Consider the following 26,866-nt stretch of genomic DNA (forward strand, 5'->3'; position numbering starts at 1 on the left):
CTAGAAGTCCCTTCCTCGTTCCAGCAACTCGAGCAGATACTTTCCGTACCCCGACTTCGCCAACGGTTCGGCGAGTGCACGCAATTGCTCGTCGGTGACGAATCCGCGACGCCACGCGACCTCTTCCGGTGCGCCGATCTTCAGCCCCTGCCGTTGCTCGATGGTGCGCACGTAGTTCGATGCGTCGAGGAGGGAATCGAAGGTGCCGGTATCGAGCCACGCCGTGCCTCGCGGTAGCACCTCGACCTGCAGCTTTCCGGCCTCGAGGTATGTGCGGTTGACGTCGGTGATCTCGTATTCTCCGCGCGCCGACGGTGTCAGGCCGCGCGCGATCTCCACGACGTCGTTGTCGTAGAAGTACAGTCCCGGCACCGCGTACGGCGATTTCGGGTCGGTGGGCTTTTCCTCGAGCGACAGCGCGCGACCGGCGGAATCGAACTCGATCACCCCGTAGGCAGAGGGATCCGACACGCGGTAGGCGAACACTGCGCCTCCGTCGACGTCGGTGAACCGGGTGAGCTGGCTGCCCAGGCCGGGTCCGTAGAAGATGTTGTCGCCCAGGACCAATGCGACGGACTCGTTGCCGATGTGGTCGGCGCCGAGCACGAATGCCTGGGCCAGTCCGTCGGGCTTTTCCTGTACCGCGTAGGTCAACTCGATTCCGAACCGGGATCCGTCGCCGAGCAGTCGACGGAACTGGTCGAGGTCGTGCGGAGTCGTGATGACGAGGACCTCCCGGATGCCCGCGAGCATCAGTGTCGAGAGGGGGTAGTAGATCATCGGCTTGTCGTAGACAGGTGTGAGCTGCTTGCTGATGCCCAGGGTGATGGGGTGCAGTCGCGAACCGGTCCCGCCGGCCAGGATGATTCCGCGCATGCGGGCAAGTGTTCCACGTCCACCGGGACATCTCTCGGTTTGTCGGTAGGGTTTGGCGTCATGAGGCTGCTCGTCACCGGCGGCGCCGGATTCATCGGCGCGAACTTCGTGCACCAGACCGTCGCCGACCGTCCCGGCGTCGAGGTGACCGTGCTCGACAAGCTCACCTATGCCGGCAACCGGGCATCCCTCGATCCCGTCGCCGACAAGATCACGTTCGTACACGGCGACATCGCCGACGCCGAACTCGTCGACCGTCTCGTCGCGAATGCCGACCTGGTGGTGCACTTCGCCGCCGAATCGCACAACGACAACTCGCTGAGCGACCCGACGCCCTTCGTGCACACCAATCTGGTGGGCACCTTCACCCTGCTCGAAGCGGTCCGGCGGTACGACGTGCGGTATCACCACATCTCCACCGACGAGGTCTACGGCGATCTCGAACTCGACGACCCGGCGAAGTTCACCGAGGCGACGCCCTACAACCCGTCCAGTCCGTATTCGTCGACCAAGGCCGGGTCCGATCTGCTGGTGCGCGCGTGGGTGCGCTCGTTCGGGGTGCGCGCGACGATCTCGAACTGCTCCAACAACTACGGCCCGTACCAGCACGTCGAGAAGTTCATTCCCCGTCAGATCACCAATGTCCTGACCGGGGTGCGGCCAAAGTTGTACGGCACCGGGGCGAACGTGCGGGACTGGATTCACGTCGACGACCACAACAGTGCGGTGTGGACGATCATCGAGAAAGGCCGGATCGGGGAGACGTACCTGATCGGCGCCGACGGGGAGACGGACAACCGGACGGTCGTCGAGACGGTGCTCGAGTTGTGCGGCGAGGACAAGGACGCATTCGATTTCGTCACCGACCGGCCGGGCCACGACCTGCGGTACGCGATCGACGCGACACGTCTGCGAACGGAGCTGGGGTGGGAGCCGCGTTACCGCGATTTCCGGGCCGGGCTCGCGGCGACGATCGAGTGGTACCGCACGCACGAGACGTGGTGGAGGCCACAGAAAACGGCCACGGAGGCCGTGTACGAACGCAGCGAAAGAATCCTCGGCGGTTGAGCGACCTGCAGTTCTTGGGGTGTTCAGGCCCGAAGACCCGAATGGGACGAATCGCGCGAGGTGTGTGTACGTGCCATTGAGACACCTATTTGCGCTGCTACTGTCGCATCCGTAACAGGATCGACCACTAGCGGGGAGTAGTTCGATGGAGCAGGCAACTGCCGGCGACACGACAGCGATCGAAAGCAACGCGGAAGCGCTGGACAGCGCGCTCACCGAACCGGTGCACCGGGATCGGCTGATCGTGCAGCGCGGTGTCTTCGCGTCGCTGTCGCCGCGGGTGCCCGGGAAGATGTACGTCGTCACGAAGGGCGAAGCTGCCGCAGACCGCTACGGTCTCCAGCTCGCCGACGGCGCGACAGCCCACACCAACACGTACTTCGGCAGGTTCCCCGCCAGCTTCTGGCAGCGCTGGACCGACGTGAAGACCGTGAATCTGCAGCTCACGTACGGATGTTCGGGCAGTGCACGGATCGTCGTGCACGCGTCCGACGCCCGGGGCCGCGAACGCGTCGTCTCCGTCGAGACCGTTTCCGGGTCGGGCGAACTCGACCTCGAGGTGCCCATCGAGCGCTTCGTCGACGGCGGGGCGATCTGGTTCGGCGTCGAGGCCAGCAACGGTTCGGTTCTCATCTCCGACGCACGCTGGACGGTCGCGGCGCCCGAGCACCTGCGTCCGGCTGCGGTCGTGATCTGCACGTTCAACCGTGCCGAGGACTGCACCGTCACCGTGGGCACGCTCGCGTCCGACGACGGGGCAATGGCCGACATCGATGCGGTGTGCATCGTCGACCAGGGCACCGATCAGGTTCGGTCGCATCCCGCGTTCGACGAGGTCGCCGAGAAGCTCGGCAGTAAACTCATCTACCTGACGCAGCCCAATCTCGGTGGTGCCGGCGGATTCTCCCGCGGCATGTACGAGATCACCCGCTCGGCCAAAGCGGCACACGCCAACGTCATCGTCATGGACGACGACATCCTGTGTGAGCCGGAGTCGGTGTTGCGGCTGAACGCGTTCGCGAACATGACGGTGCAGCCGACGATCGTCGGAGCCCAGATGCTGTCGTTGAGCAACCCCCAGGTCCTGCACGTCAGTGCGGAACGTGAGGTGCTCGACGAGATCAAGGCCGGCGTGCTGACCCCGGGCGCCAAGATGGGCGTCGACCTCACCAAGAAGAAGCAGGATCCGCGGTTCGACGCCGGCTGGAACGGCTGGTGGACGTGTCTGCTCCCCGCCGAGATCATCGCCGACTGCGGACTGCCGATACCGCTGTTCTTCCAGTGGGACGACATCGAGTACGGCATCCGCGCGCGTTTCGCCGGGCACCCGACGGTCACCCTGCCGAATGCCGGTGTGTGGCACGCCGACTTCTACCTCAAGGACTACGACGACTGGGCGCGGTACTTCAGCATCCGCAACGGTCTCGTGGTGTCGGCGATCTACGGGCGTTTCGACGGACCCGACATCTCCAAGTACCTGTTCCGCAAGATCGGCGAACTCATCGTCTCGATGCAGTACGGCCTCGCCGCGACCTTCATCAAGGCGGCCGAGGACTTCCTGGCCGGCCCCGACTTCCTGTACGACGGAGGACAGTCCGTCCTGAAGGAACTGCGGGAGTTGCGCGACCGCTACCCGGAAACCAAGCCGCTGCCCGCGTCGCAGGTCGGCAAGGAAGCTGATCCCCACACGCAGATGTCGGTGTGGGAGTTCGAGCCCGACAAGAAGCGTGAGGGTCTCGTGCTTCTCAAGCGTGCGGCGCAGCAACTCGCGGGCAAGGTGGACCGTCGCCCGGTCACCGTCCCGGCGGACTACGCGGACTGGTGGCACGTCTCGTTGTTCGACGGCGCTGTGGTCACCGACGCGTCGCAGAACGCGGTGCGCGTGCGTCGTCGCGACAAGGACACCGCCGTCGAACTCACCAAGCGTGCTGCGAAGGTGTGCTGGCAGTTGCGCAAGGAAGCTCCCCGGATGAAGACCGTGTGGCAGGAAGCGATGCCGAAGCTCACGAGTCGCGAGAACTGGGCGCGGCTGTACGGCATCGACGACTGACCGATGAAGTGGCCGCTTCCCCTGTTGATCGGGGGAGTGACCGTGCTCGTCGGTGCCGCTTTTTCCTGGGTTCCGTCGTTCTGGTGGGACGAGGCGGCAACGATCTCCGCTGCCGATCGGCCGTTCGGTGATCTGCTCGAGTTGCTCGCCGAATGGGACGCCGTGCACGGCTTGCACGACATCCTGCTGCACGGCTGGTTCGCTCTCGTCGGTCCAGGTGAGTTCGCAGCGCGCATACCCGGTGCGCTGGCGCTCGGTGTCGGGGCCGCCGCCGTCACGGCGACCGCGCAAATACTCGCCGGCCGACTTGCCGCGGTCGCGGCGGGGGTGTTGTTCGCGATTCTCCCTCGGGTGACCTGGGCGGCCACCGAAGCCCGCTCGTACGCGTTCGCGGTGGCGTGTGCGGCGGTGCTGTCGCTGGTGCTCGTTCTCGCCCTGCAGCGTCGCCGGACCCGCTGGTGGGTGCTCTACGCGGTGGTGGCGGCCGTCGCGACGATGATGTTCGTCTATACAGCGACGGTGCTCGCCGCGCATCTGGTGACGGCGTGGGCCGTCACCCGTGGTCGCGCGTCACGGCGCAGTGACCGGTTGCGGTTCGTGCTTGCGGCCGCCGGGGGGATCGTCCTGTCGCTGCCGTTTCTCGTACTGGCCTACTCGCAGGTCAAGCAGGTGTCGTGGATCCCGCCGGTCGACGAGACGGTCGTCTACACGATCGTCGTCGGGCAGTGGTTCCCGGAGGCGCCGTGGGCGGCGGGGCTGTGCTGGGTGCTCGCCGTGCTGGGCGCGGTGACGGCTGCCGTACGGGGTGTCCGGCCGGGCGAACGCTTTCTGCTGTGGCTTGCGGTGCCAGGATTTCTCGTACCGATGACGATCCTGCTCGTGTACTCCCTGCTGGCGAGCAATATGTACCTCGACCGGTACCTGTCGTTCACAGTGCCCGCGGTGACACTGTTCCTGGGCTGGGCGCTCAGCCGCGTCGCGACGCGGTGGTGGTCGATGCTTGCGGTGCTGGTCGCCGTCGCGCTCGCCGCGGCACCGGCGTACATGGTTCAGCGTCAGCCGTTCGGCAAGGCCGGGGGGATGGACTACAGCGTGGTCGCGGACCGGCTGGAGGAGGTGTCCCAGCCGGGCGACTGTGTCGCGTTCGAGCCGTCGGTGTCGTGGCAGCCGACCTCCCCGCGCGCGGTAGCCGACTCACGTCCCGACGCGTTCGAGGACCTCGTGGACGTGGGCTTGGATCGGACCGCTGCCGAGCGGACGAGCCTGTGGTCGTCAGATGCGCCGCCGTCCGTGCTGGCCGAGCGCGCCGCCGACCGGTGCTCGAAGCTGTGGGTGATCGCCGACCGTGACCGCGGCACACCCTTCACGGTGTGGCACCCCAACGACGTGTGGTGGCGGTTCGAGCGCTACCGATTCACCGACACCGAGACCTACCGCGCGCTCGCCGAAGCGGGATTCGTGGTCACCGGCCAGGAACCCGTCAACCGGTTGCAGCTGATCGAACTCGAGCCGGCTCAGACCCAGTAGGCGACGCGCGAGCGGTAGTTGCGCATGGTGAGCAGGGCGAGTCCCCAGCCGAGCACCGTGATGATCAGCACGATCACCCAGTGGTAGACCTGCTGGTCGCCGCCGAGGAGCGGGGTCCGGACGATGTCGAGGAAGTGGTACAGCGGATTGATCTCCGCGATCCGCGCCCGGTCTTCGTTGCCGGTGCCCGCGAGGGACTTCTCCGTCCAGATGATCGGCGTCATGAAGAACAGCAACTGCACGAGGCTGCCGAGCAGCGGTGCGATATCGCGGTAGCGGGTGGAGAGGATGCCGAAGACCAGCGAGATCCACACCGCGTTGATCGCGATCAAACCGAGAGCCGGGATGGCCGCGAGCGCGGTCCAGCTCAGGTTCTGCGGGAAGACGATGAAGATGCCGATATAGATGACGATGTTGTGCGCGAACAAGATCATCTGTCGCCACACCAGTCGATAGACGTGCACGCTCAGCGGTGTCGGTAGCTGCTTGATCAGGCCCTCGTTCGCCATGAAGACGTCTGCGCCCTCGAGGATCGAGCCCTGGATCAGGTTCCAGATGATGAAGCCGAGTGCCACGTACGGCAGGAATTCGGCGATATCGAGATTGAACAGCGTGCCGTACAGCAGGCCCATCGCGATCGTCGAGACACCGGTCGCGATGGTGATCCAGAACGGCCCGAGCACCGACCGCCGGTACCGCTGCTTGATGTCCTGCCAGCCGAGCAACAGCCACAACTCACGATGGTTGAAGCCATCGCGCAGATCCTGGAACGCGCGCCGGAACGTCCGAGAAGACTTTCCCAGCGGTTCGTCGACATGGGTGGGAGCAGACACAAGGCCCGAGCCTACCCGCGCGGAAATCCGCCCCAACCACGTGTGGGCCGGATTCGTCGGTCCGGGCACCCGGCGGCACGAGCGCGCTGTGCCTCACGACGGGGCGAACTCGTAGGCTCGGGGAGGATCGATCCGGACGAGCAGGAGAACGATGGCAACGAACCCGGCCGCATCGGAAGAGAGCTTCCGAGAGCTTCGGCGCGACGAAGACCTGTACGAGATGTCACTCGACCTGCTCGCCTATTACCTGGACACAGCCTTCGAGGATCCGGCAGCCGGGGAGGTCGAGCGCTGGACGGTGAGTTGTCTGCCCGGCCGCGGCGACGAGGCGCCGCTGTTCTCGCTCGCAGTCGGCACCACCGAAGTCCTCCGACTCGACAAGCCCACGGAGGGACCCGACGGATCGGTGAGCTGCTTCGCGTCCGTCGGCGTCTCACGCTCGGCGCTCGAGGAGGAAGCAGGCAAGTCGCTCGCCGCGCTCGCGAAGGCGCTTCCCGCCGTCCGTTTTGTTCAAGATGAATCCGGTGCTTCGGAAGCCGCCGTCGTGGTGGTCGATCTCTTCGACGAGTCGTCTCTCGCTGCATTCGAAGAACTCTCGGCAAGCGGCAGTCCTATTCGCCGGCTGGCCGAGCAACTCGAGGGGATGGACTCGGACGAGCAGCACAACAAGTGGCTCGCGCGGGCCGTCCTCGACCGCATCGCGAGCGCCCCGGCCGACGACACGGTCTGACCCGCCAGCAGGCATTCACGCGGTGAACGGGGATCGACGCGCGCAATTACACGCGCACATCCCCGTTCACCGTGCAGATCACCTGCCTCTCACATCACGCGTTCGCGTACAGCGCGTCGATCTCCGCCGCGTACTTCGCGTCGATCGGCTTGCGCTTGAGCTTCATCGTGGGCGTCAGTTCGTCGCCCGACGGCTCCCAGATCGTCGAGAGCACGGTGTACTTCTTGATCTGCTCGACACGCGACAGCTTGGTGTTCGCCTCTTTCACCGCCATCTCCACCTCGGAGAGGACGACGGGGTGCTGGGAAAGTTCCTCGTGCGACCCGCTGAGCCCGCGCTGCTCGGCGAACAGCGGTAGCGCGTCGGGATCGAGTGCGAGCAGCGCGACGATGTAGGGGCGGTCGTTGCCGATGACGACGGCTCCGCCCAGGATCGGGCACGCGGCCCGGAGCGCCCCTTCGATGTTGGTGGGCGACATGTTCTTGCCCGCCGCATTGACGATGAGTTCCTTCTTGCGGTCGATGAGCGTCACGTAACCGTCTTCGTCGATCCGTGCGATGTCGCCGGTGTGCAGCCAGCCATCGGAATCGATGGCTTCTGCGGTCTTGACCGGGTCGTTGCGGTATCCGCGCATGATCAGCGGGCCGGACACGAGGAGTTCTCCGTCGTCGGCGGTCTTGATCTCGACGCCGGGGACGGCCTGGCCGACGGTGCCGATCCGGATCTTCCCGGGCCGGTTCATCGTCACCACGCACGACGTCTCGGACATTCCCCACACCTCGGAGCACGGAATCCCGAGCGCCAGGACGAACTCGAGCACCTCGGGGGAGATCGCGGCGGCGCCCGTGACGGCGGCGCGTACCTCGTCGAGACCGAGCTTCTTGCGGACGGCCGACAGCACCAGTTTGTCGGCGAGCGCATGCTGCATCTCGAGGGCCCTCGGCACGGGCTTGCCGTCGGACTGCAGGCGCGCGCGCTTGCGTCCCACGTCGATCGCCCACAGCGCGAGCCGCTTCTTCACCGGGCTGGATTCCTCGGCGAGGGTCTTGTCGATTGCGGCTTTGACCTTGTACCAGACCTGGGGGACCGCGCCGAACAACGTCGGCCGCACGCTGGGCAGCACCGCGATGGCCATTTTCAGGTCGTCGAGCGTGACGATCTGCATCCCGCTGTAGATGCTCGAGTAGTGCGAACCCCAGCGGTTGGCGATGTGCGCGTCGGGCAGGTACGACACGATGCGGTCGTCCGGCCCTGTGGGCAGGAATGTCGTGGTCGCGGCGAGTTCGGCGAGCAGGTTCGCGTGGGTGAGTTCGACGCCCTTCGGCGGCCCGGTCGTTCCGGAGGTGTAGATGAGCGTGAGCAGGTCGGACGGCTGTACCGCCTTCCACGCGGCCTCGAAGTCGAACGATTCTTCGGCGGCGGCTTCGACGTCTTCGAGGGAGAGCGTGCCCTCGGGTTTCGCGTCGACGCAGATCAGGTGCTCGACCTTCGTCTCGCCGATCGCCTGCTGCAGGACAGGAACGAACTGCTCCTCGCAGATCATCACGTGGTTCCCGGCGTTGCCGAGCACGTAGGCGATCTGCTCGGCGGTCAGCGAGTTGTAGATCGAGAACGGCACCGCGCCGAGATGGAAGGCGGCGGTGTCGACGAGATGGAATTCGGGGCGATTCGTCAGCATGATGCCGACGGTGTCGCCGGCCCGCACACCGAGACCGGCGAGACCGGCGGCGAGGGCACGAACCTTCTCGGAGTACTCGCGCCAGGTGTATCGGACGGAGTTGTCCGGCGTCCGCACGGCGACGTGGTCGGGGTACGACGCCGCAGTGGTCTGAAAAGCGGCACAGAGGGTGGACGGTGAGTCGAGACGAGATGTCATCGCAGGCTCCCAGAGACGGTGGCGGTCAGAGTAGGTCGAACTGCCAACGCCTGTGGGCGGAACCGCGAAATTCGTTGTGAGAAGTGGCTATTGGGAAGGGCGCTCGAACTTCTCTTCCCGCCCCAGCTTGCGCAACCGAACCCACTCGCGCAGCCCGGCGGGATCGCGTCGCGTCACCAGGAAGTACCAGCCGAACCGAATCCACTCCTGCGGCAACAGCTTCCGGAGCCCGGGCTGGGCCAGCAGGTAACCGCGGTTGCGGTAGGTGAAGTACCGCTTGGTCTCGTTGTCCGGGTACTGGGTGTGCATGCGACCGCCGAGGATCGGCTTGAATTCGTCGGCGCCGTCGGGATGTAGGTACGCCGTCTGCAGGCACGTACCGAACGGTAACCCCGATCTGACGAGGCGACGATGCACCTCCACCTCGTCGCCGCGGACGAACAGTCGCAGGTCGGGCACGCCCACCGCGTCGATCGCAGCAGCGGTGAACAGCGCTCCGTTGAACAGCGACGCGATACCGGGAAGCAGATCTTCGTCCCCGAGTTCGTGACGCCACCGTCGCCACACGACCCCGCGCCGAAGCGGGAACGCCAGGCGATCGGGTTCGGCGATGTCGCACACCACCGGCGACACCTCGGCCAGACCGTTGCGCTGCGCGCAGTCCAGGAGTGTCGCGAGCACGTCCGGCCCCTCGGGGCGACCGTCGTCGTCCGCGAGCCACACCCGGTCGGCCCCGAGCGACAGTGCGTACAGAATGCCCAGGGCGAAACCGCCGGCGCCGCCGAGATTGTGCTTGGAGCCCAGGTAGGTCGCGGGGACGTCGGCGGACTCGACGAGTTCGCGCACGGCGTCCTCATCGGCGTTGTCGACCACGACGAGATGGTCGAGGGGGCGAGTCTGAGTCGACAGAACCTTCAGCGACTCGGCGAGCAGTTCACGGCGACGATGCGTGACGACGACGCCGATGATGCATTCGTCAGACACTGTTGGTGCCTGACGTGGCCGCCGCGTCGGAACCGTTCCGTACGGCGCCGTTACGTTGACGTTCGAGTTCGAGGTCGTGGAGCACGGTGCGCACGTGGTCGCCTGCCTCGTCGCCCTCGTAGGCCCGCACGACGTGCTCGATGTCGCCGCGCTCGCGGATCTGTCCGTGATCGATCCACATCGCCTGGTCGCACAACTGCGCCAGGAACTCGTTCGAGTGGCTCGCGAAGACGAGAATGCCCGAACGCGCGACGAGGTCCTGCAACCGGACCCGGGCCTTCTTCATGAACTCCGCGTCGACCGCGCCGATGCCTTCGTCGAGCAGCAGGATCTCCGGATCGATGCTGGTCACGACGCCGAGCGCGACGCGCACGCGCATACCCGTCGAATACGTGCGCAGCGGCATGTTGAGGTAGTCGCCGAGTTCGGTGAAGTCGGCGATCTCGTCGACCTTCTGGAGCATCTTCTTGCGGCTCATGCCCAGGAACATGCCGCGGATGACGATGTTCTCGTAGCCGGAGATCTCCGGGTCCATGCCGACACCGAGGTCGAACACGGGCGCGACCCGGCCGTTGACCTGCGCGAATCCGCGCGTCGGCTCGTAGATGCCGGACAGCAGGCGCAGCAGCGTGGACTTGCCTGCACCGTTGTGCCCGACAAGTCCGACGCGGTCGCCTTCCTTCAGCGACATCGTGATGTCGCGCAGTGCCTCGACGACGACCACGTCCGAGTTGTTGCGACCGATCGAACCGCCCGCTTTACCGAGAAACGCCTTCTTCAGCGACCGCGTCTTGGCGTCGAAGATCGGAAAGTCGACGCACGCGTCGCGGGTTTCGATGCTGACACGGCTCACGATGCGGCTCCAGAGGCTGACACGGGTACCGAGGGTACCCCGCGCACCTACAGGTACTGCCCGGTGCCGGGGTGTCCGGGGCCGGGACCCGGCTGCTCGCCGCCGCGCGCGACCGTCCCGCCGAGGCCGGGCGGAAGTGCACCCTGCCGCATCTGCTCGAGTTGCGCGCGAGCAGCCATCTGCTGGGCGAACAGGGCCGTCTGGATGCCGTGGAACAGACCTTCCAGCCAACCCACGAGTTGGGCCTGCGCGATCCGGAGTTCCGCATCGGACGGGACCGAGTCGTCGGTGAACGGCAGGGCGAGGCGCTCCAGCTCCTCGCGCAGTTCCGGGGCGAGCCCCTGTTCGAGTTCGCGGATCGAGGACCGATGGATCTCCCGGAGCCGGGTACGGCTCGCGTCGTCGAGCGGTGCGGCCCGGACTTCTTCGAGAAGCTGCTTGATCATCGTGCCGATGCGCATGACCTTGGCCGGTTGTTCGACCATGTCGGCGAGGGTTTCGCCGCTCCCTTCCGAGTCGCCGTCCTTCGCCGCCCCGGGGTCGGCCATCTGCGCTTCCCGTCGGGGCACACGGACGGGTTGGCCGTCGGGGCCGATCACCAGAACCTGGTCGCTGTCCGGATTCGTCATGGCTCCATTCTGTCCCCTCCCACCGACGAACGTCACGACACGTTGTTTCCCGTCGGAAATCTCCGGTCCGGCGCCGAGGCACATCGGCTCGAGGGCACCCGATCGCGGGCAACCGGCCCGCCTACACCCCGGCGGCGGCGACCTTGATTGACACAGGGTTTTAGAGTGTCAGCCATGGCTTACGACGTTGCCCGGATCCGGGGGCTCATCCCCTCGCTCGGCGACGGCTGGATTCACCTCGATCCGCAAGCGGGAATGCAGATCCCCGACGCGGTCTCGCGCATGGTGTCGACCGCCTTCCGGAATGCGTCGTCCTCGGCCGCCGGACGGCACTCGTCGTCCCGCCGCAGCGCCGCGATCCTCGAGGATGCGCGCATCGCCGTCGCCGACCTGGTGGGTGGCGACCCCGAGGGTGTCGTGCTCGGGCCGAGCCATTCCGTTCTCTTGGCGTGGCTCGCGGAAGCGCTCAGTTCCAAGCTCGGTCTGGGCACCGGAATGGTGCTCTCCCGGCTCGACGACGAAGCGAACATCGCGCCGTGGCTGCGTGTCGCGAGCCGGTACGGCGCGCGGGTCCGCTGGGCCGAGATCGAGATCGACACGTGCGATCTGCCCACCTGGCAGTACGAGGAACTCATCACGTCGACCACCCGGCTGGTCGCGCTGACCGCGGCGTCGTCGATCGTGGGGTCGGCGCCCGACGTGCGGATAGTTTCCGATCTCGTGCACGAAGTCGGCGGACTGATGGTGGTCGATGCAGCGGCAGCGGCCCCCTTCGCCCACATCGACATGGAGGATCTCGGAGCCGACATCCTCACCGTCGACGCCGCGGCCTGGGGCGGACCGCAGATCGGCGCGCTCGTGTTCCGCGACCCGTCCCACCTGGATCGTGTGCCCGCCATGTCGCTGGACCCGCACGCCCGCGGACCCGAGCGCCTCGAGGTCGGCGGACACCAGTTCGGTCTGCTGGCCGGGTTGCCCGCGTCCATCGACTTCCTCGCCTCGCTCGACGACACCGCCTCCGGCAGCCGCCGGAGCCGCCTGGAAACGTCGATCAGCTCGATGCAGAACTACCAGGACGGATTGTTCGACCGTTTGCTGCGTCAGCTCGACAGCCTCACCGGTGTCATGGTGCTGGGCAGGGCACCGAGCCGGGTGCCCACCCTCAGTTTCACCGTGGAGGGCATGCCCGCGGAGAAGGTTGCGGCGTATCTGGCCGACCGTCGCATCGAGACGATGGCCAGTACCCGCGGTACGAGCCGGCTGCTCGACTCGCTCGGAGTGAGCGACGAAGGCGGCGCGGTGAGCGTCGGTCTCGCGCCCTACACCACGACCTTCGAAATCGACCAGCTCGTCCGCGAGCTGCGCAACCTCTGAGCGGTCAGCTCCGCTCGACCCGCAGTACCACCTTGCCGACCGTGTCGGGGCTGTCGAGCATCTCGTGCGCCCGCGCGGCCTCCGTGATGGGAAGCTCCGCGTGCACGACCGGCTGCACCTTCGCCTCTTCGATCAGCGGCCACAGGTGCTCGCGGACCGACGCGACGATCGCGCTCTTACCCGACTTGCCCGTGTCCGGGCGGCCGCGCAGACCCGTCGCGATCACGTGTCCGCGCTTGGCGAGGAGCTTGCCGAAATTCATCTCGCCCTTGGTGCCACCCTGCATGCCGATCACGACGAGTCGTCCGTCGGGTGCGAGGACATCGATGTTGCGGGACAGGTACGCCGCGCCCATGTTGTCGAGCACGACGTCCGCACCCCCGAACGCTTTGCGCACCTCGCTGACGAAATCCTGCGTGCGGTAGTCGATCGCGAGATCCGCGCCGAGTTCGCGGCACCGGTCGAGTTTGCCGGCCGATGCGGTCACCGCCACCTTCGCGCCGAGCGCCTTGCCCACCTGGATGGCGTGCGTGCCGATCCCGCCGCCACCTCCGTGGACGAGCAGCACGTCGCCGCGTTCGAGTCCTGCGGTCATCACGACGTTCGACCACACTGTGCAGGCGATCTCCGGGAGAGACGCCGCCACGGCGATATCGATTCCCGCCGGTACGGGCAGCAACTGGGCGGCCGGGACCACGACCTGTTCGGCATAACCGCCACCGGAAAGGAGCGCGCACACCTGGTCGCCGATCTTCCAGCCGCTCACGCCCTCACCGAGTTCGGCGATGACACCGGAGCATTCGAGCCCGAGGATCTCGCTCGCACCGGGCGGCGGCGGGTAGAGCCCACGGCGCTGCAGAAGGTCCGCACGATTGACGGCGGTCGCTGCGACATCGAGCAGGACCTCGCCTGGACCGAGCGTGGGATCGGGGTACTCGGCCCACCGGAGAACTTCGGGACCACCGGGTTCGGTAACGACGATTGCGTGCATGACCCCGACGCTAGCGTGTGCGTGCCGCGGGTGGTCATTCCCTCACCGCGTACACATCGCGAACCCGCCACTGGGGTGCGCCACTAGACTTCCCGCGTGACGAGCGAACAGGACGAGCCGAACTGGTTGACCGCGGACGAGCAGACAGCGTGGCGCAATTACGTCAACGGCAACGGACGCCTGATGGATGCGCTCAACCGGAATCTGCAGGAGCGGCACGGATTGTCGTTGGCGGAGTACCGGATCCTGGTCCTGCTCTCCGAGGCGGAGCACGGCTCCCTCCGGATGAGCGAACTCGCCGATGGTGTCCTCTCGTCGCGCAGCCGTCTCACGCATCAGATCCGCCGGATGGAAGAGCAGAAGCTTGTCGTGCGAGGTTCGTGCCCCGACGACGGTCGTGGCGTGCTGGCTTCCGTCACCGATGAGGGGCGCCGGCGTCTCGCCGAAGCCGCTCCCACCCACGTCCGCGACGTCCGCACCAACCTCATCGACCTTCTCTCCAAGAGCCAGGTCAAAGCGCTCGCGCAGATCTTCGGCCGGATCGACGAAGCCCTCGCCGACCACTAGGCCGGAGATGCGGTTAGGATTTGCGACGGAAGCGTGGCAGAGCGGCCGAATGCACTCGCCTTGAAAGCGAGCTTGGGTAAAACCAACGGGGGTTCAAATCCCTCCGCTTCCGCCAAAGGCAAGGTGCGGTCTAGTTTGTGCCCTGACTTGGGAAGGTCCGGCAACGCCCCGATTGGCCACAGACATGCAAGTGGTCGTTGGGGATCGCGGGTGCGACGTCTAGGAATGGCGTTGGGAAAGTCGACCTGCCGAGCGGGGACATCCGGTACCGGACGGCGTGAGACGCCGGCTGCGTGAGAGATTTGAGACTTCGAAGGTAGCTTGACGAGCTGCAGAACAAACCTAAGTAGGAGGCGGCGCAGGTTGCGGCCGACGAGGAGTAGCGCTCAGGCAGGCTGGCGCGGGACGACTTTCCGAGCCACCGCGTGAACATCCGGGTTAGCGCTTGATCTGCCGCGGGCGTGCGCGGGCTCAGCAGCGCGGAAAGACGCCCGAGGAGTGGTAGGCGCTGATATCACGGGGGCTGGGTATGACCAAACACATGACACTCCGCGGGAGAGTCGCTCGGTGAAGTCGTCAGTAGCCACTTATCGGTCGGGTTAGAGGACTTCCTAGCGAGAGGTCCTGTCTGGGATTTGACCTTATAGCCGCCCACAGACGAACCATAGCCGCCCACAGACGAACCATAGCCGCCCACAGACGAACCGCTCATCTGCGACTGCGGGTGGGGGCTCGTTGTATCTCGGCCGTCGGACGACGTGGTCCCCCTACACGGCAGGCGGATTGTCGACCGCGCTTGTCAGCTGTTTCCTTCGAGTTCGTCCGCGATCAATGATGTCCAGGACATGACTTCGTCAGGGTCGGGACTCGGAAAGTATTTGTGATCGCGTGCGGCGACAGCCGCCAGGAGTTCGGGCACTTCCACCTCACCGCGGATAGTGCTGTTCTCCTCCACGGGCGCGGAGAACAACCACACCTGCTGCTGGGTCAACGCGTCGGCGTAGCGGCGGCACAGGTCGCCGGCCTCAGCCGGCCATTTACCGCTCTCCGCTTCGCTACCGATGATGATCGCGTCGAACTCCGCCGTGCGGTCGAGATCGCTCACCTCGCCCAACGTGGCATCGATATCGCGTGTTCCCAGGGACTCTGCGATCACTTGCGCGACCTGATGAGTCACTCCTCGGCTGGTCCCGGCTACGACGAGTACGGTCATGCCCTGGGGTTTCCCCACGGTCCAATCAGGGAAACATAGTCGCACCCGGCTCTCGTGGTCGGCGTTGGGCGCTGAGCCGGGACCGGTCACGATCGTGATGGGCGGGACTGGGGTCGCAACCAGTGGGCTTGACCGCAGACCGCGGCCGGGTTGGGATCAAGATCCATGTCGTCGGGGGATGGGGAGCTCGATGCTGAAAAGAATAATCACCACTGTATTCGGCGTGGTTTTGCTGTCGATACTGGGGTTTCCGGCGTATGCGCCTGCCCAGCCGGCAGCAGTCGCCGCGATCGAGCAGACGGCGATGCTGGGCGACCGCCAGACGGACATCGAGGTGTTCTCACCTGCCATGCAGCGCGTCATCCGTGTGCGGGTGCTGCATCCGGCAAGTGACCAGTCCCGCCCCACGTTGTACCTGCTCGACGGGGTCAGCGCGGGCGAGGAGTCGGAGTTCCGCGAAAGCACATGGACCCAGCGCACAGATGTCGAAGAATTCTTTGCCGACAAGAATGTCAACGTCGTGCTGCCGGTCGGTGGCACCGCGAGCTATTACACGGATTGGCGGAGTGCGGATCCGATACTCGGTATCAACCGCTGGGAAACGTTCCTGACGGAAGAACTGCCGCAGCTCGTCGACGCGCACTTCCACGGCAACGGCGTCAACGCGATCGCCGGACTGTCGATGGGAGCAACCGGCGCGATGAACCTGATCACGCGGCATCCCGATCTGTATCGGGGCGTTGCGGCACTGAGCGGTTGCTTCGACACCTCGCGCGAGTCGTCCCGCGATTCGGTGCGCGGCACCGTCGCCTACAAGGGCGGGAACCCGGACAACATGTGGGGGCCACCCGGCGACCCGGTCTGGGAGGAACACGATTCGTACCTTCTTGCCGAGCGTCTCCGCGGCAAAGAGATTTTCCTGAGTACCGGAAACGGGCTCGTGGGCCCGAACGACCTCGGATCGGGTGAAGATCTCCTGTCGGGCGGGACACCGCTCGAGTTCGGAACGTTGACGTGCACGATCACTTTCGATCGTCGCCTGCGACAGTTGGATATCCCGGCGCGGGTCGTCTATCGGCCGTGGGGCACCCACTCGTGGGAATACTGGCAGGACGATATCAAGACCGCGTGGCCGACACTGAAAACTGCGCTCCAGCTTTGAATTCGACGTCAGTGCATGTGGATACGGTCGGTTGCGGGAGGGGCGACGGGATCCTGCGCAGTCAGGTACGCGTTGAGGGCATCGAGTTCCTCACCCGCACCGGTTCGCGCCCGGGCGTGCGTGAAGACGTCGAAACCGTCTCCGCCTTCGGCCAGGAAATCGTTGACCACCACGCGGTAGTACTGCTCGGGATCGACCTCCTCGCCGTCGATGGTGATGGCGCGGATGCGTTCGCCGCGCGGGGCGATGCGATCGAGCGTGTATCGAAAGTTGTGTGACGGCGCGAGAATCCATTCGAGCGGCGCACCCGTGGCCGTCTTCTGGAATTGCTGTTCGAGAAGTTCGTCGAGTTGTGCGCCGGTGAGTTCGAGAACCTGGAGGCGGTTACCGAACGGCTGCGCCGCGTAAGTCTGTCCGTACGTGAGGATTCCGTCATCGCCGCACATGAGATCGCTGCGGAGACCGCCGGGATTGGTCAGGGCAACTTGCGCTCCCGCCGAGCGTGCCGCCGCGAGCTGGGCATCGGCGACGAGGTTGCCCAACGCCGATTCGCCGCTCGGTCCGGTTTCGCGCGTGATGTCCGCCGACGCCGACCCGACGCGGCGCCCCGCGACATCATGGGACATCTCGACCGCGCGTTCGACGAACTCCTGCGTTTCCGGATCCGGCTCGATGTCGTGAGTGATGACCTGGGTGAACGTGAGCGTGTGGTCTCGCAGCACGTCGCGGGTCTCGCGGTCGATCATCAGATCTGCGACGGAGATGATGCGCCCGTGGGAGGCGCCCTGCACGACCGCGCGTGGTCGGCCGAGAGGATCGGGGTAGGTGCAGTTGAAGTGCCTGTCGCCGTCGGAGGTGACGATCAGGTCGACCTTCGGCGAGACGGAGGTGGCGACGACGTTCGCCGGGCCGTCGGCCGGGTTGCACGGGTCGCTCCCACCGTCGGTACCGATATCGCCCTTGTAGAGCAGCACGATCGCGCGCACTCCGAGTGAGTCGAGAATGTCGGCGGTCCGGTCCACGGCCTCGATCTCGTCGCCGAAATTCAGTCCTTCGATCGACTCGGAACGGATGAACTCCGGCGTGTTGCTGGGAAGCACGCCGATAACGCCCACGGGGATGCCGTCGACGTAATTCACGCTGAACGGGAGCGCGGCGGGTGCTCCGTCGGTGGTGGTGAGGTTCGCGGCCAGGAGTGGGAATTGCGCTCCCTCGAACGTCTCGCCGTAACGGCAGCCCTCGTCGGGATGGCATCCGCCGTCCCGCAGCCGGGCCAGCTCCGCGTAGCCGCCGTCGAGTTCGTGGTTGCCCAGAGCGGCGGCGGTGACGTCGAGATTGTTGAGCAGTTCGATTGTGGGCTCGTCGTGGAACATCGCCGATTCGAGCGGCGACGAGCCCCAGGTATCACCGACCGCGTACAGCATCGAATGCTCTGCTTGTCCCCGGAGTTGGCGCACGTAGGACGCGAGATGTGCCACTCCACCTGCGGCAACGGACTCGCCGTCCGATCGGATCACCTCGCTGCGCGACCCCTGCGGAGGCAGGAGATTCCCGTGGAGGTCACCGAAGGCGATCATGCGCACCGGCACCGTGTTCTGGGACGCCGCGCCGGCGGGGGAGACGGCGGTGCCCGCACAGAGGGCTGTCGCGAGAGCACATGCAGACAGGACACGACGTGCCTTGTCAACGCGCATGCAGCTTCCTCCGGTCGGGTTCGTACCAATCGCCCGAGTCTGTCAGCGCAGGGTCACGTCACCGATACCTGGGGATAACGGTTGGGTCTCGTCACAGGTCATGCAATGCCTGCGAGGGCCCGCCCCGGTCCCGTCGCGAAAGCGAGGAAACGGTCGTTCTCGTGCGGATCGCCGATGGTCACGCGCGTGCCGTCGCCGGTGAAGTTCCGCAGGATCACGCCTGCCTCGGCCGCCGCCTCCGCAAAAGCCGCGGAGCGGTCGCCGAGAGGCAACCAGAGGAAATTCGCCCCGCTCTCGGGCACGTCGTAGCCGGCCTCGAGAAGTGCATCCCGCACGCGATGGCGCTCGGCGACGACATGTTCGGTGCGCGCGAGCAGTTCGTCGGCGGCCTCGAGGGACGCGACGGCTGCCTTCTGCGCGATCGTGTTGACCGAGAACGGAGTGTGCACCTTGCTCATCGCCGCGGCGAGTTCGGGAGCGGCGACGGCGTACCCGACCCGGAGACCCGCAAGTCCGTACGCCTTGGAGAACGTGCGCAGCACGACCACGTTGTGGCGGCTCTTCGCCAGATCCAGACCGTCGGCGAAGTCGTCGTCCGAGGTGGGCCGCACGTATTCGAAGTACGCCTCGTCGAGCGCGACGACGACGTCGGACGGGACTTTGTCGAGGAACTGCTCGAGTTCCCGCTTCCCGAGGAGCGAGCCGGTCGGGTTGTTGGGATTGCAGATGAAGATCAGGCGGGTCCGGTCGGTGATCGCCGCGAGCATCGCGTCGAGTTCGTGCTTGTGGTCCGGGGTGTTCGCCACGGGTACAGCGGTCGCGGCCGCGACGGCCACGACCACCGGGTACGCCTCGAACGATCGCCACGGGAAGATCACCTCGTCGCCGGGCTCGCAGGTGATCTGCACGAGTTCCTGGCACAGGCTCACGGACCCGCAGCCCACCGCGATGTTCTCCGCGGGGACCTGCAGCCGCTTCGACAGCGCCGAGATCAGCTCCGTGGCGCCGTTGTCGGGATACCGGTTCACGTCGGCGGCGGCATCGAGAATGGCCTTGCGCACGGAGGGCAACGGTCCGGCGGTCGTCTCGTTGCTGGCAAGCTTCACAGCGCCGGGAAACGAGCGTCCGGGAACGTAGGCCGGGATCGAAGCGAGATCGGGTCGGGTCCGTGGGGTCACCAGCCGATTATGCTCCCGACGATTCCGTGCGGGCACCCGGTGGGCGTGTCATCGTGGACAGCATGCCGGAAATCAGCAACGATGCTGCGCCGCGGGCCGGTGGTACCGGCAACGTACCGCTGACCGTGGTTCGTCCGGATTCGAGGCCGCGCGGCAGCATCGTGATCCTGCACCGCTCCCAGAGGCTTTCGCCGCCTCTGGTCCACTTCATGGAGACTCTCGCCGACGACCGTTGGCTGGTCGTCGCGCCCCAGCCCACTCGGGATGCCGACGAGGCGTCGAGTCCCGAGCCTTTCGTCGAGCGGTTCTACGCGGAAGCCGACGCGACGTTCCGGTGGATCGGGGACGAGGGGATCGCCCCCGACATGATCGGTGTGCTCGGATTCGACGAGGCGGGCACCGGCGCGCTCTACGTCGCGGCGCAGCGGGTCGTCGGCGCTGTGGTGAGTGTCGCGGCGCCCGGCATCGTGAAACCCGTCCGCAAGGGCGCTCGGCCTCTGGTCGATGTCGTGCCGTCGCTGCGGGCCCCGTGGCTCGGTCTGTACGGCGACGACGACCCGAGGACACCGCCGGACGAGGTCGCCGCTCTACAGGATGCGGCGGGGCGGTCGGACGCGCCGGCGCTTGTGGTCAGCTACGAAGGGCTCGCTCACCGGCCCGACGAGCCTCCGGTCGCAGACGACTCGATCGATCCGGAGATGGACACCTCCGAAGCAGCGATCGTCGACGCGCGACGCCGCATCTTCGATTGGTTCGACACTCACCTGCGCTGACCAGCCGTTTTGCGTTTCGGGTCGGTGCATGTGTAATCTTTCGTCCCGGCGGTTCGAGAGCTTCGAATCCCCGAGGAGGCGTGCCAGAGCGGCCGAATGGGACTCACTGCTAATGAGTTGTCCCCCTTACCGGGGACCGGAGGTTCAAATCCTCTCGCCTCCGCCAGTTGGTGTACCGTCACTGACGAACAATTGAATAACTTGCGCCCGTAGCTCAACGGATAGAGCATCTGACTACGGATCAGAAGGTTAGGGGTTCGAATCCCTTCGGGCGCACTCACGAAAACCACCTCGTCGGCTTCCGGCGAGGTGGTTTTCGCATTGGCACCTGCGTGTGGTGCGCCCGTCACGCGAGCTTCGCGATGATGTCCTCCGCGAATCGTTCGATGGGCTCGCGGTAGCGCTCCGCCGACCCGAGCAGGTGGTCGTGGTCGCCGGAGTGGGTGGCTTCCCAGTTCGCCCACGGAGAGCACATCACGCCGGTGATGCCGATCTTCTCGGCTCGCTTGTACAGGTCGGTGGACGGCTGGTCGCGCAGACCGAGAATGATGTCGAACGGCTGATTCTCGCGTCCGAACTCGCGGCGGTAGCCGTTGATCCTCTCGATCCACTTCTCCGCGTCGTCGATGGTGTAGGCGGTGCCGACCCAGCCGTCGCAGTAGCGGGCGGCACGCTTGAGGGCGGCCGTGGACTCTCCACCGCACAGGATCGGGACCGGTGACGGTGGATGTGGCTCGATCGTCATCTCGGGGATGTCGTAGTAGTCGCCCTTGAAGGAGACCCATCCGCCTTTCCACAACTCGCGCAGAGCTTCGATCATCTCGTTGAGACGCGGTCCGCGGTTGTCGAAGTCTTGGCCCAGCAGTTCGAATTCCTCGCGCATCCAACCGGCGGAGAGACCGATGGAGACGCGTCCGCCTGAAATCGCCGCCGCGGTGCCCACCTGTTTCACTACCTCGAGGATGGGTCGCGACGGGGCGATGTAGACGTTGTTGCCGAAGTGCAGGTTCTCGGTGACGGCTGCCATGGCCCCGATGAGCACCCATGCGTCGGGCCAGTCCGTCTCGGGGTGCCAGAACATTTTCCCGCTCTCGTGCCCCGGATAGACGGTCTTCATCTCTCTCGGATAGATCAGGTGGTCCGAGACGAGCACGCCGTGGAATCCCGCCTGATCGAGCGTGGTCGCCACGGCCGGCATCTCTGTCGTTTTCATGAAGGCGGTCCCGGTCCAGAACTTCAACGGACTACCTCCGCGTACCGGCGTCGTGTATGAGTCATGGGTATCCGATCAGGAGAGTGGCATTTCCTATTTGTCAGAAGCCTGTTCTACACGAAGTTGTGACCGCAGTCACCACTGGTCGAGCGGGGTGTCGCCCGCGAATGTGCGGGAGTGAATGGTCCATCTCCCCGAATTGTCCGACGTGCCGCCTGCTCGACTGCTCACCTCAGGTGCGGTAGCCGAGCCAACAGTGCCGGTAACGGGGGCAAACGATCTATTGACGAGCCCGGTCGGGCGACAGTACATTCCGGAACGAGTGTTCAGAAGTTAACGACGATTCGCACGATCAGCCGATCGGTGGCGGTCGCGCTCTGCGGGGGAGAAGACATGGAACTTGCGTGGTCCGACGCCGACGCCGCCTTCCGAGACGAGGTGCGTGCGTTCCTCGACGAGAAACTCACCCCGGAGTTGAGACGTGCCGGACGGCTCGCCACCAGCGTCTACTCCGACCACGAGGCGAGCATGGAATGGCAGCGGATCCTCCACGAGCGAGGCTGGGCCGCACCGGCGTGGCCGGTGGAGTACGGCGGATGCGACTGGACACAGACGCAGCACTACATCTTCGGTCGCGAATCGATCCTCGCCGACGCACCGTCGTTGTCACCCATGGGCATCAGGATGGTCGCGCACGCCATCGTCGCTTACGGCACCCAGGAACAGAAGGATTTTTTCCTGCCCGGGATCCTCACCGGTGAGGTCTTCTTCTGCCAGGGCTACTCCGAACCCGAGGCCGGTTCCGACCTCGCCTCGCTGAGCATGAGCGCGGTCGACGACGGCGACGACCTCGTCGTAACCGGAAGCAAGATCTGGACCACCCACGCGACCGAGGCGAACTGGATGTTCGCCCTCGTCCGCACGTCCAAGACCGGCCGGAAGCAGCAGGGCATCACCTTTCTGCTCATCGACATGACTTCGCCCGGCATCGAGATCCGCCCGCTCGTGATGACATCCGGCGAAGAGGTTCAGAACCAGGTGTTCTTCGACGGCGTCCGGGTTCCGAAGAAGAACGTGCTCGGTGAAATCGACCAGGGCTGGACCGTCGCGAAATACCTGCTCGTCTTCGAGCGCGGTGGAGCGGCCGCTGCGCCCGCGCTCCAGGTGCTGGCCGAGCGGATCGCCGTCGTCGCGGCAGAACAACCCGGTCCCGACGGACGGCCGCTCGTCGACGATCCCGCATTCGCCGCGAAACTCGCGGATGCCCGCATCCGCACCGACGTACTGGAGATCCTCGAATACCGCACCCTTGCAGCATTGTCCGCGGGTAAGGATCCCGGCCCGGCGTCGTCCATGCTCAAGGTGCTCGGCACCGAATTGAGCCAGACCCTCACGCAATTGACGCTCGAAGCGGCCGGACCGCGTGGCCGTGTGTACCAGCCGCACGTCACCGCACCCGGTGGCCCCGTCGCCGAGTACGAGCCGCCCGCCGACGGATACGTCAGCGGTGAGGAGTGGCAGGCGGTGGCGCCGCTGCGCTACTTCAACGACCGTGCCGGCTCGATCTACGCCGGCAGCAACGAGATCCAGCGAAACATTCTCGCCAAAGCAGCATTGGGGCTCTGATGGACTTCGGTTTGAGCAAAGAGCAAGAACTCCTTCGTGATTCGATCACCAAGTTTCTTGCGAGTCGATACGACCTCGGGCGCAGCCGCAAGGCCGTGACCACCGGGGTGGGTTGGCAACCGGACGTGTGGCGTGCCCTTGCCGTGGAACTCGGCATCCTCGGGGCCACGCTGCCCGAAGACGTCGGCGGGATGAGCGGAGGCCCGGTCGAACTGATGGTCGTGGCCGAAGCTCTCGGGCACGCCCTCGTCGTCGAGCCGTATGTGGACACCGTCGTTCTCGGTGGCGGGATGCTCGAGCGTGCCGGTGGATCACGCGCCCACAGTGTTCTCGAAGCGATCGCTTCCGGCGACGCCGTCACGGCGTTCGCGGCGACGGAACCGACGAGCGGCTACACCTTCCACGACGTGACGACCACTGCCCGTCGCGACGGGGACGAATGGGTGCTCGACGGTTCCAAAGTTGTCGTCACGAGCGCTCCGCTCGCCACTCACCTGCTGGTGACCGCGCGCACGTCCGGTGATCGCCGCGACACCGATGGAGTGTCGCTGTTCCTCGTCGAGTTCGATCCTGCGAACCCTCCGGCGGGAGTGGAGATGCACTCGTATCGAACGATCGACGATCGCCGTGCGGCAGATCTCGTGTTCTCGGACGTGCGACTTCCCGCGGATGCTCTCCTGGGCGACGAGGGTGGCGCATGGCCGTCCGTGGCGCTCGGTGTCGACGAAGCCACCACCGCGGTGGCGGCGGAAGCGGTCGGGCTTATGCGGAAGGTGCTCGCCGACACCGTCGAGTACACGAAACAGCGCCAGCAGTTCGGTCAGCCGATCGGCAGTTTCCAGGTGCTGCAGCACCGCATGGTCGACATGTTCATGGAACTCGAGCAGGCGGTCTCCGCCGTGTATCTGGCGGTCATGCACCTCGAAGCGGATGCGCCGGTCCGTGCACGCGCGGTGTCGGCCGCGAAGGCGACCATCAGCCGCGCAGCGCGCTTCATCGGCCAGAACGCCGTCCAGTTGCACGGCGGGATGGGGATGACCGAGGAACTGGCCGTCGGGCACTACTTCAAACGGCTGACGGCGATCGAGTACGAGTTCGGCACAGCCGACCACCACATCGCGCGGTACGCGGAACTCACCAAGACCTGACGCGGACGAGACGGCGAAGGACCGTCAGAACAGCAGCCACCACATCGCCACGCTGATCACGGCGAAGGAGATGACGAGCATCAGGTCGGACTTGCCGGTCATCGTCTCGTTGAACAGGGGTCGGGGGCCTCTCTGAATACGCGTTTTCTGCTGGGCCATAGTTCCAGTGAAGCGCGATAGTGCCGCGGCCGCATCCGCAGGTTTGCTCAATCCGTATCGAAGTCTTCGCCGGGGACGTCCGGTGGGGAGTGTCCGGCGGGCGGCGCGAGTGCATCTGCGACCCGCGTTGCCGCCGCTATCGGATCCTCGTGTTCCCAGACCCGGATCACCGTCCACCCCGTGGCGGCGAGTCGAGCGTCGGTGTCGCGATCGCGCTCGACGTTTCCGGCGAGCTTGTCGGCCCACCACTGGGCGTTGTTCTTCGGATCGGTCGCGTGGATGGGGCACCGGTGCCAGAAGCAACCGTCGACGTACACCGCGACACGGCGGCGGGGAAAGACGAGGTCGGCGCGCCTGCGCACGCCCGGAAGCGGCGCCCGATCCACGTAGAAGCGCAGCCCACGACGATGGAGTTCTCGACGCAACGCGACTTCCGGAGCGGTGTCGCGCCGACGTTGGCGGCTCATCCGTGCGCTGGTACGCGCATCCGTCTGCGGTCGCGCGGGCCGGGGATTTTCGGGCCGGGGCACTTCGGGCCGGGGCTCTTCGGGGCGGTGGTTTTCGGATGGAGACATCCCCACCTCCTATGCCGCTACCTGTGGGAAGCCGCCCATACGGTCCAGATGATTCTCGACGTCGTCGAGAAAGCCGGGGACGAACCGCAGGTTGCCCGAGCGCGCCCGCCGGAGGAAGCCGGCGGTCGCCCGAGCGGACAGCAGTCGCGCGTCGTCGAGGAAACCGCCGAGGTCCTCGTAGGGCGCGTGGACGGGCCACGGCGACTCGTGCACGCGGAACGCTTTGCGGTGGGAACCCCAGGCTGCGGTGGGCCAGGCGTCGCCGGGCTCGAGCGGAGTCTCGTGATCGGACGTGTAGTCGATCTGGTGGTTCACCCGGTGTCCCACCCAGGTCGCCATCCGGACACTGACCGCGTTGCCGACGAGACGCCAGCGGTGGCCGGTCCGCACGCCCACAGCCTGGGTGGCCGGCGCGGTCCAGTGGGGATCGAATCCTTGGAGTCGTTCGGCGTCGGTCAGACCCGGCGTCACGATCTCGCCGGATGGCAGTCGCACGGCCGGGGGACTCGCGATACCGAGGGTGGAACCGCCCTTGAGGGTGGGCACGGCGTTGACCGCCCAGCCCAGGCCCCGCACCCCTTCGGTCCAGTAGAACCCGCACGGGAACAGTTCTGGATTGCCGTCGACGGGCATGCCGGCGTCCTGGCCGAACAAGACGGCGCGCGGATCGTCCGTGCGGGACGCGACCATGATTACGCGGTTCCGGCGCTGGGGAAGCCCGAAGGCCCGAGCGTCCACGACCCGGTAGGCCCAGGTGTATCCGAGGTCTTCCAGCGCATCGGTGATGTGGCGCATCGCGGCGCCGCGTCCTAGCTGGAGCATGAAGGGGACATTTTCGATGACGAGCCAGCGGGGCCCGTTCTTGCGCCGAACGAGACGGAACACCTCGTCGACGAGGCTCGACTTGGTGCCGGTGATGCCTGCAGTACGACCGGCCTGGGACAGGTCCTGGCAGGGAAAGCCTGCCGCGACGAGTTCTGTCCCCTGCGGCAGCGAACGCAGCTGGGTCACGTCGGGATGAAGAGGAACATCGGGGAAGCGCGCCCGCAGTACCGCTTGCGCACCGGGGTCGACTTCACAGAGAAGTTCGGTGTTCCACCCGTTCTCCCCGAGCCCCAGCTCGAGGCCGCCGATTCCGGCGAACAACCCCACCATGTTCCCCGACGACGTCACGGCACCCTTCCTCGCTCAACTCAGCGAGAACGTTACTCGAGTCCCAAGGGGATCTGTGAGCCGACGCAGGAACACGCGTAGAGCCAGGCCTTCTTATAGGGCCGTTTGTACCGAGGGTGAACGCGATGTCCAGGAGGGCGCCGGCTCCTCTGTGTCGCTACGGGTGCTCCGTCCTTCCTCTGGACTCCTCCGTCGTTGCGTGTTTAAGTGCGGATGACGCGGGGAAACTCCGTTGACCTGGCGATTTGGTGTTTGTGGGGGTGCTCGCGTAACTTAATCCAGGTCAGAGCGACACGGACACCGACCCGGACCGACAGGGACTGGGAAAACGAGGTTGGACGAGAGCGCCTGAATATCTGGTTCGAAACCTTCTGGTAAGGTTTTGTACTGCCCCTGGGTTCGGAAGCGGCACGGATTTGCGTCTGTGTGGCTGGTGGATCTAGGCTGGAACAGTTGCCCCGGAACGAACAAGTTGAGAAACTTGGGAGTGATGGTGTGTGCGTGTTCTTTGAGAACTCAACAGTGTGCCGATGAATGTCAGTGCCAATTATTTTGGTGCGATCATCCGCTTTTGGTGGATGGTCAAATTTTGAC

The 26,866-nt window shown here is 65.8% G+C and carries 24 protein-coding genes and 3 tRNA genes; 13 read left to right on the forward strand and 14 right to left on the reverse strand.

Translation table 11 applies throughout. The features are described 5' to 3' along the window. Nucleotides 1-876, reverse strand: a complete 876-nt coding sequence (rfbA, locus tag AC0B44_RS11375) for a glucose-1-phosphate thymidylyltransferase RfbA (RefSeq protein ID WP_471902981.1) — start codon at nt 874-876, stop codon at nt 1-3. Between the two features lie 60 nt (nt 877-936). Between rfbA and rfbB the strand changes: the two genes are divergently transcribed. The 3 genes from rfbB (at nt 937) to AC0B44_RS11390 (ending at nt 5,521) form a co-directional block, all read left to right on the forward strand. After that, nucleotides 937-1,944, forward strand: a complete 1,008-nt coding sequence (gene rfbB, locus AC0B44_RS11380; RefSeq protein ID WP_471902982.1) for a dTDP-glucose 4,6-dehydratase — start codon at nt 937-939, stop codon at nt 1,942-1,944. Nucleotides 1,945-2,089: 145 nt separating this feature from the next. Continuing rightward, the gene (locus AC0B44_RS11385) at nt 2,090-3,994 is read left to right on the forward strand and encodes a glycosyltransferase (protein WP_471902983.1); all 1,905 of its coding nucleotides are present in this window, start codon (nt 2,090-2,092) and stop codon (nt 3,992-3,994) included. Nucleotides 3,995-3,997: 3 nt separating this feature from the next. Continuing rightward, entirely contained in the window at nt 3,998-5,521 is a 1,524-nt protein-coding gene (locus tag AC0B44_RS11390) for a glycosyltransferase family 39 protein (protein ID WP_471902984.1), read from the forward strand. Here AC0B44_RS11390 and wzm read toward each other — a convergent pair. Continuing rightward, nucleotides 5,509-6,354 carry a galactan export ABC transporter permease subunit Wzm/RfbD gene (gene wzm, locus AC0B44_RS11395; RefSeq protein ID WP_471902985.1) on the reverse strand — a complete coding sequence of 282 codons (846 nt, stop codon included), beginning with the start codon at nt 6,352-6,354 and terminating at the stop codon, nt 5,509-5,511. The two genes, AC0B44_RS11390 and wzm, sit on opposite strands and share 13 nt — an antisense overlap. Nucleotides 6,355-6,505: 151 nt before the next feature. Here wzm and AC0B44_RS11400 point away from each other — a divergent pair, with 151 nt between their 5' ends. After that, the gene (locus AC0B44_RS11400) at nt 6,506-7,084 is read left to right on the forward strand and encodes a hypothetical protein (RefSeq protein WP_471902986.1); all 579 of its coding nucleotides are present in this window, start codon (nt 6,506-6,508) and stop codon (nt 7,082-7,084) included. Nucleotides 7,085-7,178: 94 nt separating this feature from the next. On the opposite strand, the gene AC0B44_RS11405 is transcribed toward AC0B44_RS11400, so the two are convergent. From AC0B44_RS11405 to AC0B44_RS11420, 4 genes are all read right to left on the reverse strand, one after another. Next, the gene (locus AC0B44_RS11405) at nt 7,179-8,960 is read right to left on the reverse strand and encodes an AMP-dependent synthetase/ligase (RefSeq protein ID WP_471902987.1); all 1,782 of its coding nucleotides are present in this window, start codon (nt 8,958-8,960) and stop codon (nt 7,179-7,181) included. Nucleotides 8,961-9,047: 87 nt separating this feature from the next. After that, complete coding sequence (gene glfT1, locus AC0B44_RS11410) at nt 9,048-9,944, reverse strand: galactofuranosyltransferase GlfT1 (RefSeq protein ID WP_471902988.1); 897 nt, start codon at nt 9,942-9,944, stop codon at nt 9,048-9,050. After that, complete coding sequence (wzt, locus tag AC0B44_RS11415) at nt 9,937-10,800, reverse strand: galactan export ABC transporter ATP-binding subunit Wzt/RfbE (RefSeq protein WP_471903015.1); 864 nt, start codon at nt 10,798-10,800, stop codon at nt 9,937-9,939. The genes glfT1 and wzt overlap by 8 nt, the downstream gene beginning before the upstream one ends. A 44-nt stretch (nt 10,801-10,844) precedes the next feature. After that, a complete protein-coding gene (locus tag AC0B44_RS11420; protein WP_471903016.1) occupies nt 10,845-11,345 on the reverse strand; it encodes a bacterial proteasome activator family protein in 501 nt (166 codons plus the stop codon). Nucleotides 11,346-11,600: 255 nt separating this feature from the next. Between AC0B44_RS11420 and AC0B44_RS11425 the strand changes: the two genes are divergently transcribed. Next, nucleotides 11,601-12,800 carry a cysteine desulfurase-like protein gene (locus tag AC0B44_RS11425; protein WP_471902989.1) on the forward strand — a complete coding sequence of 400 codons (1,200 nt, stop codon included), beginning with the start codon at nt 11,601-11,603 and terminating at the stop codon, nt 12,798-12,800. Nucleotides 12,801-12,804: 4 nt separating this feature from the next. Here the strand turns inward: AC0B44_RS11425 and AC0B44_RS11430 are convergent, their stop codons facing one another. Further along, nucleotides 12,805-13,791, reverse strand: coding sequence for an NAD(P)H-quinone oxidoreductase (locus AC0B44_RS11430; RefSeq protein ID WP_471902990.1), 987 nt, complete (start codon nt 13,789-13,791; stop codon nt 12,805-12,807). 96 nt (nt 13,792-13,887) lie between these two features. Here AC0B44_RS11430 and AC0B44_RS11435 point away from each other — a divergent pair, with 96 nt between their 5' ends. Together AC0B44_RS11435 and AC0B44_RS11440 are read left to right on the forward strand one after the other, a co-directional pair. Next, nucleotides 13,888-14,358, forward strand: a complete 471-nt coding sequence (locus tag AC0B44_RS11435; protein ID WP_471902991.1) for a MarR family winged helix-turn-helix transcriptional regulator — start codon at nt 13,888-13,890, stop codon at nt 14,356-14,358. Nucleotides 14,359-14,385: 27 nt separating this feature from the next. After that, a tRNA-Ser gene (locus AC0B44_RS11440) sits at nt 14,386-14,473 on the forward strand. Nucleotides 14,474-15,157: 684 nt separating this feature from the next. On the opposite strand, the gene AC0B44_RS11445 is transcribed toward AC0B44_RS11440, so the two are convergent. Continuing rightward, complete coding sequence (locus tag AC0B44_RS11445) at nt 15,158-15,571, reverse strand: flavodoxin domain-containing protein (RefSeq protein ID WP_471902992.1); 414 nt, start codon at nt 15,569-15,571, stop codon at nt 15,158-15,160. 190 nt (nt 15,572-15,761) lie between these two features. Between AC0B44_RS11445 and AC0B44_RS11450 the strand changes: the two genes are divergently transcribed. Continuing rightward, nucleotides 15,762-16,733 carry an alpha/beta hydrolase gene (locus AC0B44_RS11450; protein ID WP_471902993.1) on the forward strand — a complete coding sequence of 324 codons (972 nt, stop codon included), beginning with the start codon at nt 15,762-15,764 and terminating at the stop codon, nt 16,731-16,733. A gap of 8 nt (nt 16,734-16,741) precedes the next feature. Here AC0B44_RS11450 and AC0B44_RS11455 read toward each other — a convergent pair whose 3' ends face one another. Both AC0B44_RS11455 and hisC read right to left on the reverse strand, forming a co-directional pair. Further along, the gene (locus AC0B44_RS11455; RefSeq protein ID WP_471902994.1) at nt 16,742-18,427 is read right to left on the reverse strand and encodes a bifunctional metallophosphatase/5'-nucleotidase; all 1,686 of its coding nucleotides are present in this window, start codon (nt 18,425-18,427) and stop codon (nt 16,742-16,744) included. Between the two features lie 98 nt (nt 18,428-18,525). Beyond that, nucleotides 18,526-19,605, reverse strand: coding sequence for a histidinol-phosphate transaminase (gene hisC, locus AC0B44_RS11460; protein WP_471902995.1), 1,080 nt, complete (start codon nt 19,603-19,605; stop codon nt 18,526-18,528). A gap of 62 nt (nt 19,606-19,667) precedes the next feature. On the opposite strand from hisC, the gene AC0B44_RS11465 reads away from it, so the two are divergent. From AC0B44_RS11465 to AC0B44_RS11475, 3 genes are all read left to right on the forward strand, one after another. Beyond that, nucleotides 19,668-20,378, forward strand: coding sequence for a dienelactone hydrolase family protein (locus AC0B44_RS11465; protein ID WP_471902996.1), 711 nt, complete (start codon nt 19,668-19,670; stop codon nt 20,376-20,378). A gap of 74 nt (nt 20,379-20,452) precedes the next feature. Next, a tRNA-Ser gene (locus tag AC0B44_RS11470) sits at nt 20,453-20,544 on the forward strand. 37 nt (nt 20,545-20,581) lie between these two features. Next, nucleotides 20,582-20,654, forward strand: a tRNA-Arg gene (locus tag AC0B44_RS11475). Nucleotides 20,655-20,724: 70 nt separating this feature from the next. On the opposite strand, the gene AC0B44_RS11480 is transcribed toward AC0B44_RS11475, so the two are convergent. After that, nucleotides 20,725-21,618: a TIGR03619 family F420-dependent LLM class oxidoreductase gene (locus tag AC0B44_RS11480; protein ID WP_471902997.1), complete on the reverse strand. Its 894-nt coding sequence runs from the start codon at nt 21,616-21,618 to the stop codon at nt 20,725-20,727. Between the two features lie 366 nt (nt 21,619-21,984). Here AC0B44_RS11480 and AC0B44_RS11485 point away from each other — a divergent pair, with 366 nt between their 5' ends. Together AC0B44_RS11485 and AC0B44_RS11490 are read left to right on the forward strand one after the other, a co-directional pair. Next, complete coding sequence (locus AC0B44_RS11485; RefSeq protein ID WP_471902998.1) at nt 21,985-23,217, forward strand: acyl-CoA dehydrogenase family protein; 1,233 nt, start codon at nt 21,985-21,987, stop codon at nt 23,215-23,217. Beyond that, nucleotides 23,217-24,365: an acyl-CoA dehydrogenase family protein gene (locus AC0B44_RS11490; protein WP_471902999.1), complete on the forward strand. Its 1,149-nt coding sequence runs from the start codon at nt 23,217-23,219 to the stop codon at nt 24,363-24,365. The genes AC0B44_RS11485 and AC0B44_RS11490 overlap by 1 nt, the downstream gene beginning before the upstream one ends. 24 nt (nt 24,366-24,389) lie before the next feature. Here AC0B44_RS11490 and AC0B44_RS11495 read toward each other — a convergent pair whose 3' ends face one another. From AC0B44_RS11495 to AC0B44_RS11505, 3 genes are read right to left on the reverse strand one after another with little or no spacing between them, the layout of a single operon-like run. After that, nucleotides 24,390-24,524: a hypothetical protein gene (locus AC0B44_RS11495; protein ID WP_471903000.1), complete on the reverse strand. Its 135-nt coding sequence runs from the start codon at nt 24,522-24,524 to the stop codon at nt 24,390-24,392. 47 nt (nt 24,525-24,571) lie between these two features. Further along, nucleotides 24,572-25,054 (reverse strand): very short patch repair endonuclease, encoded by a 483-nt coding sequence (locus tag AC0B44_RS11500; RefSeq protein WP_471903017.1) that lies wholly within the window; start codon nt 25,052-25,054, stop codon nt 24,572-24,574. Between the two features lie 54 nt (nt 25,055-25,108). After that, nucleotides 25,109-26,254, reverse strand: coding sequence for a DNA cytosine methyltransferase (locus AC0B44_RS11505; protein WP_471903018.1), 1,146 nt, complete (start codon nt 26,252-26,254; stop codon nt 25,109-25,111). Nucleotides 26,255-26,866 lie beyond the last annotated feature (612 nt).

Source organism: Rhodococcus sp. NPDC019050 (assembly GCF_055664235.1).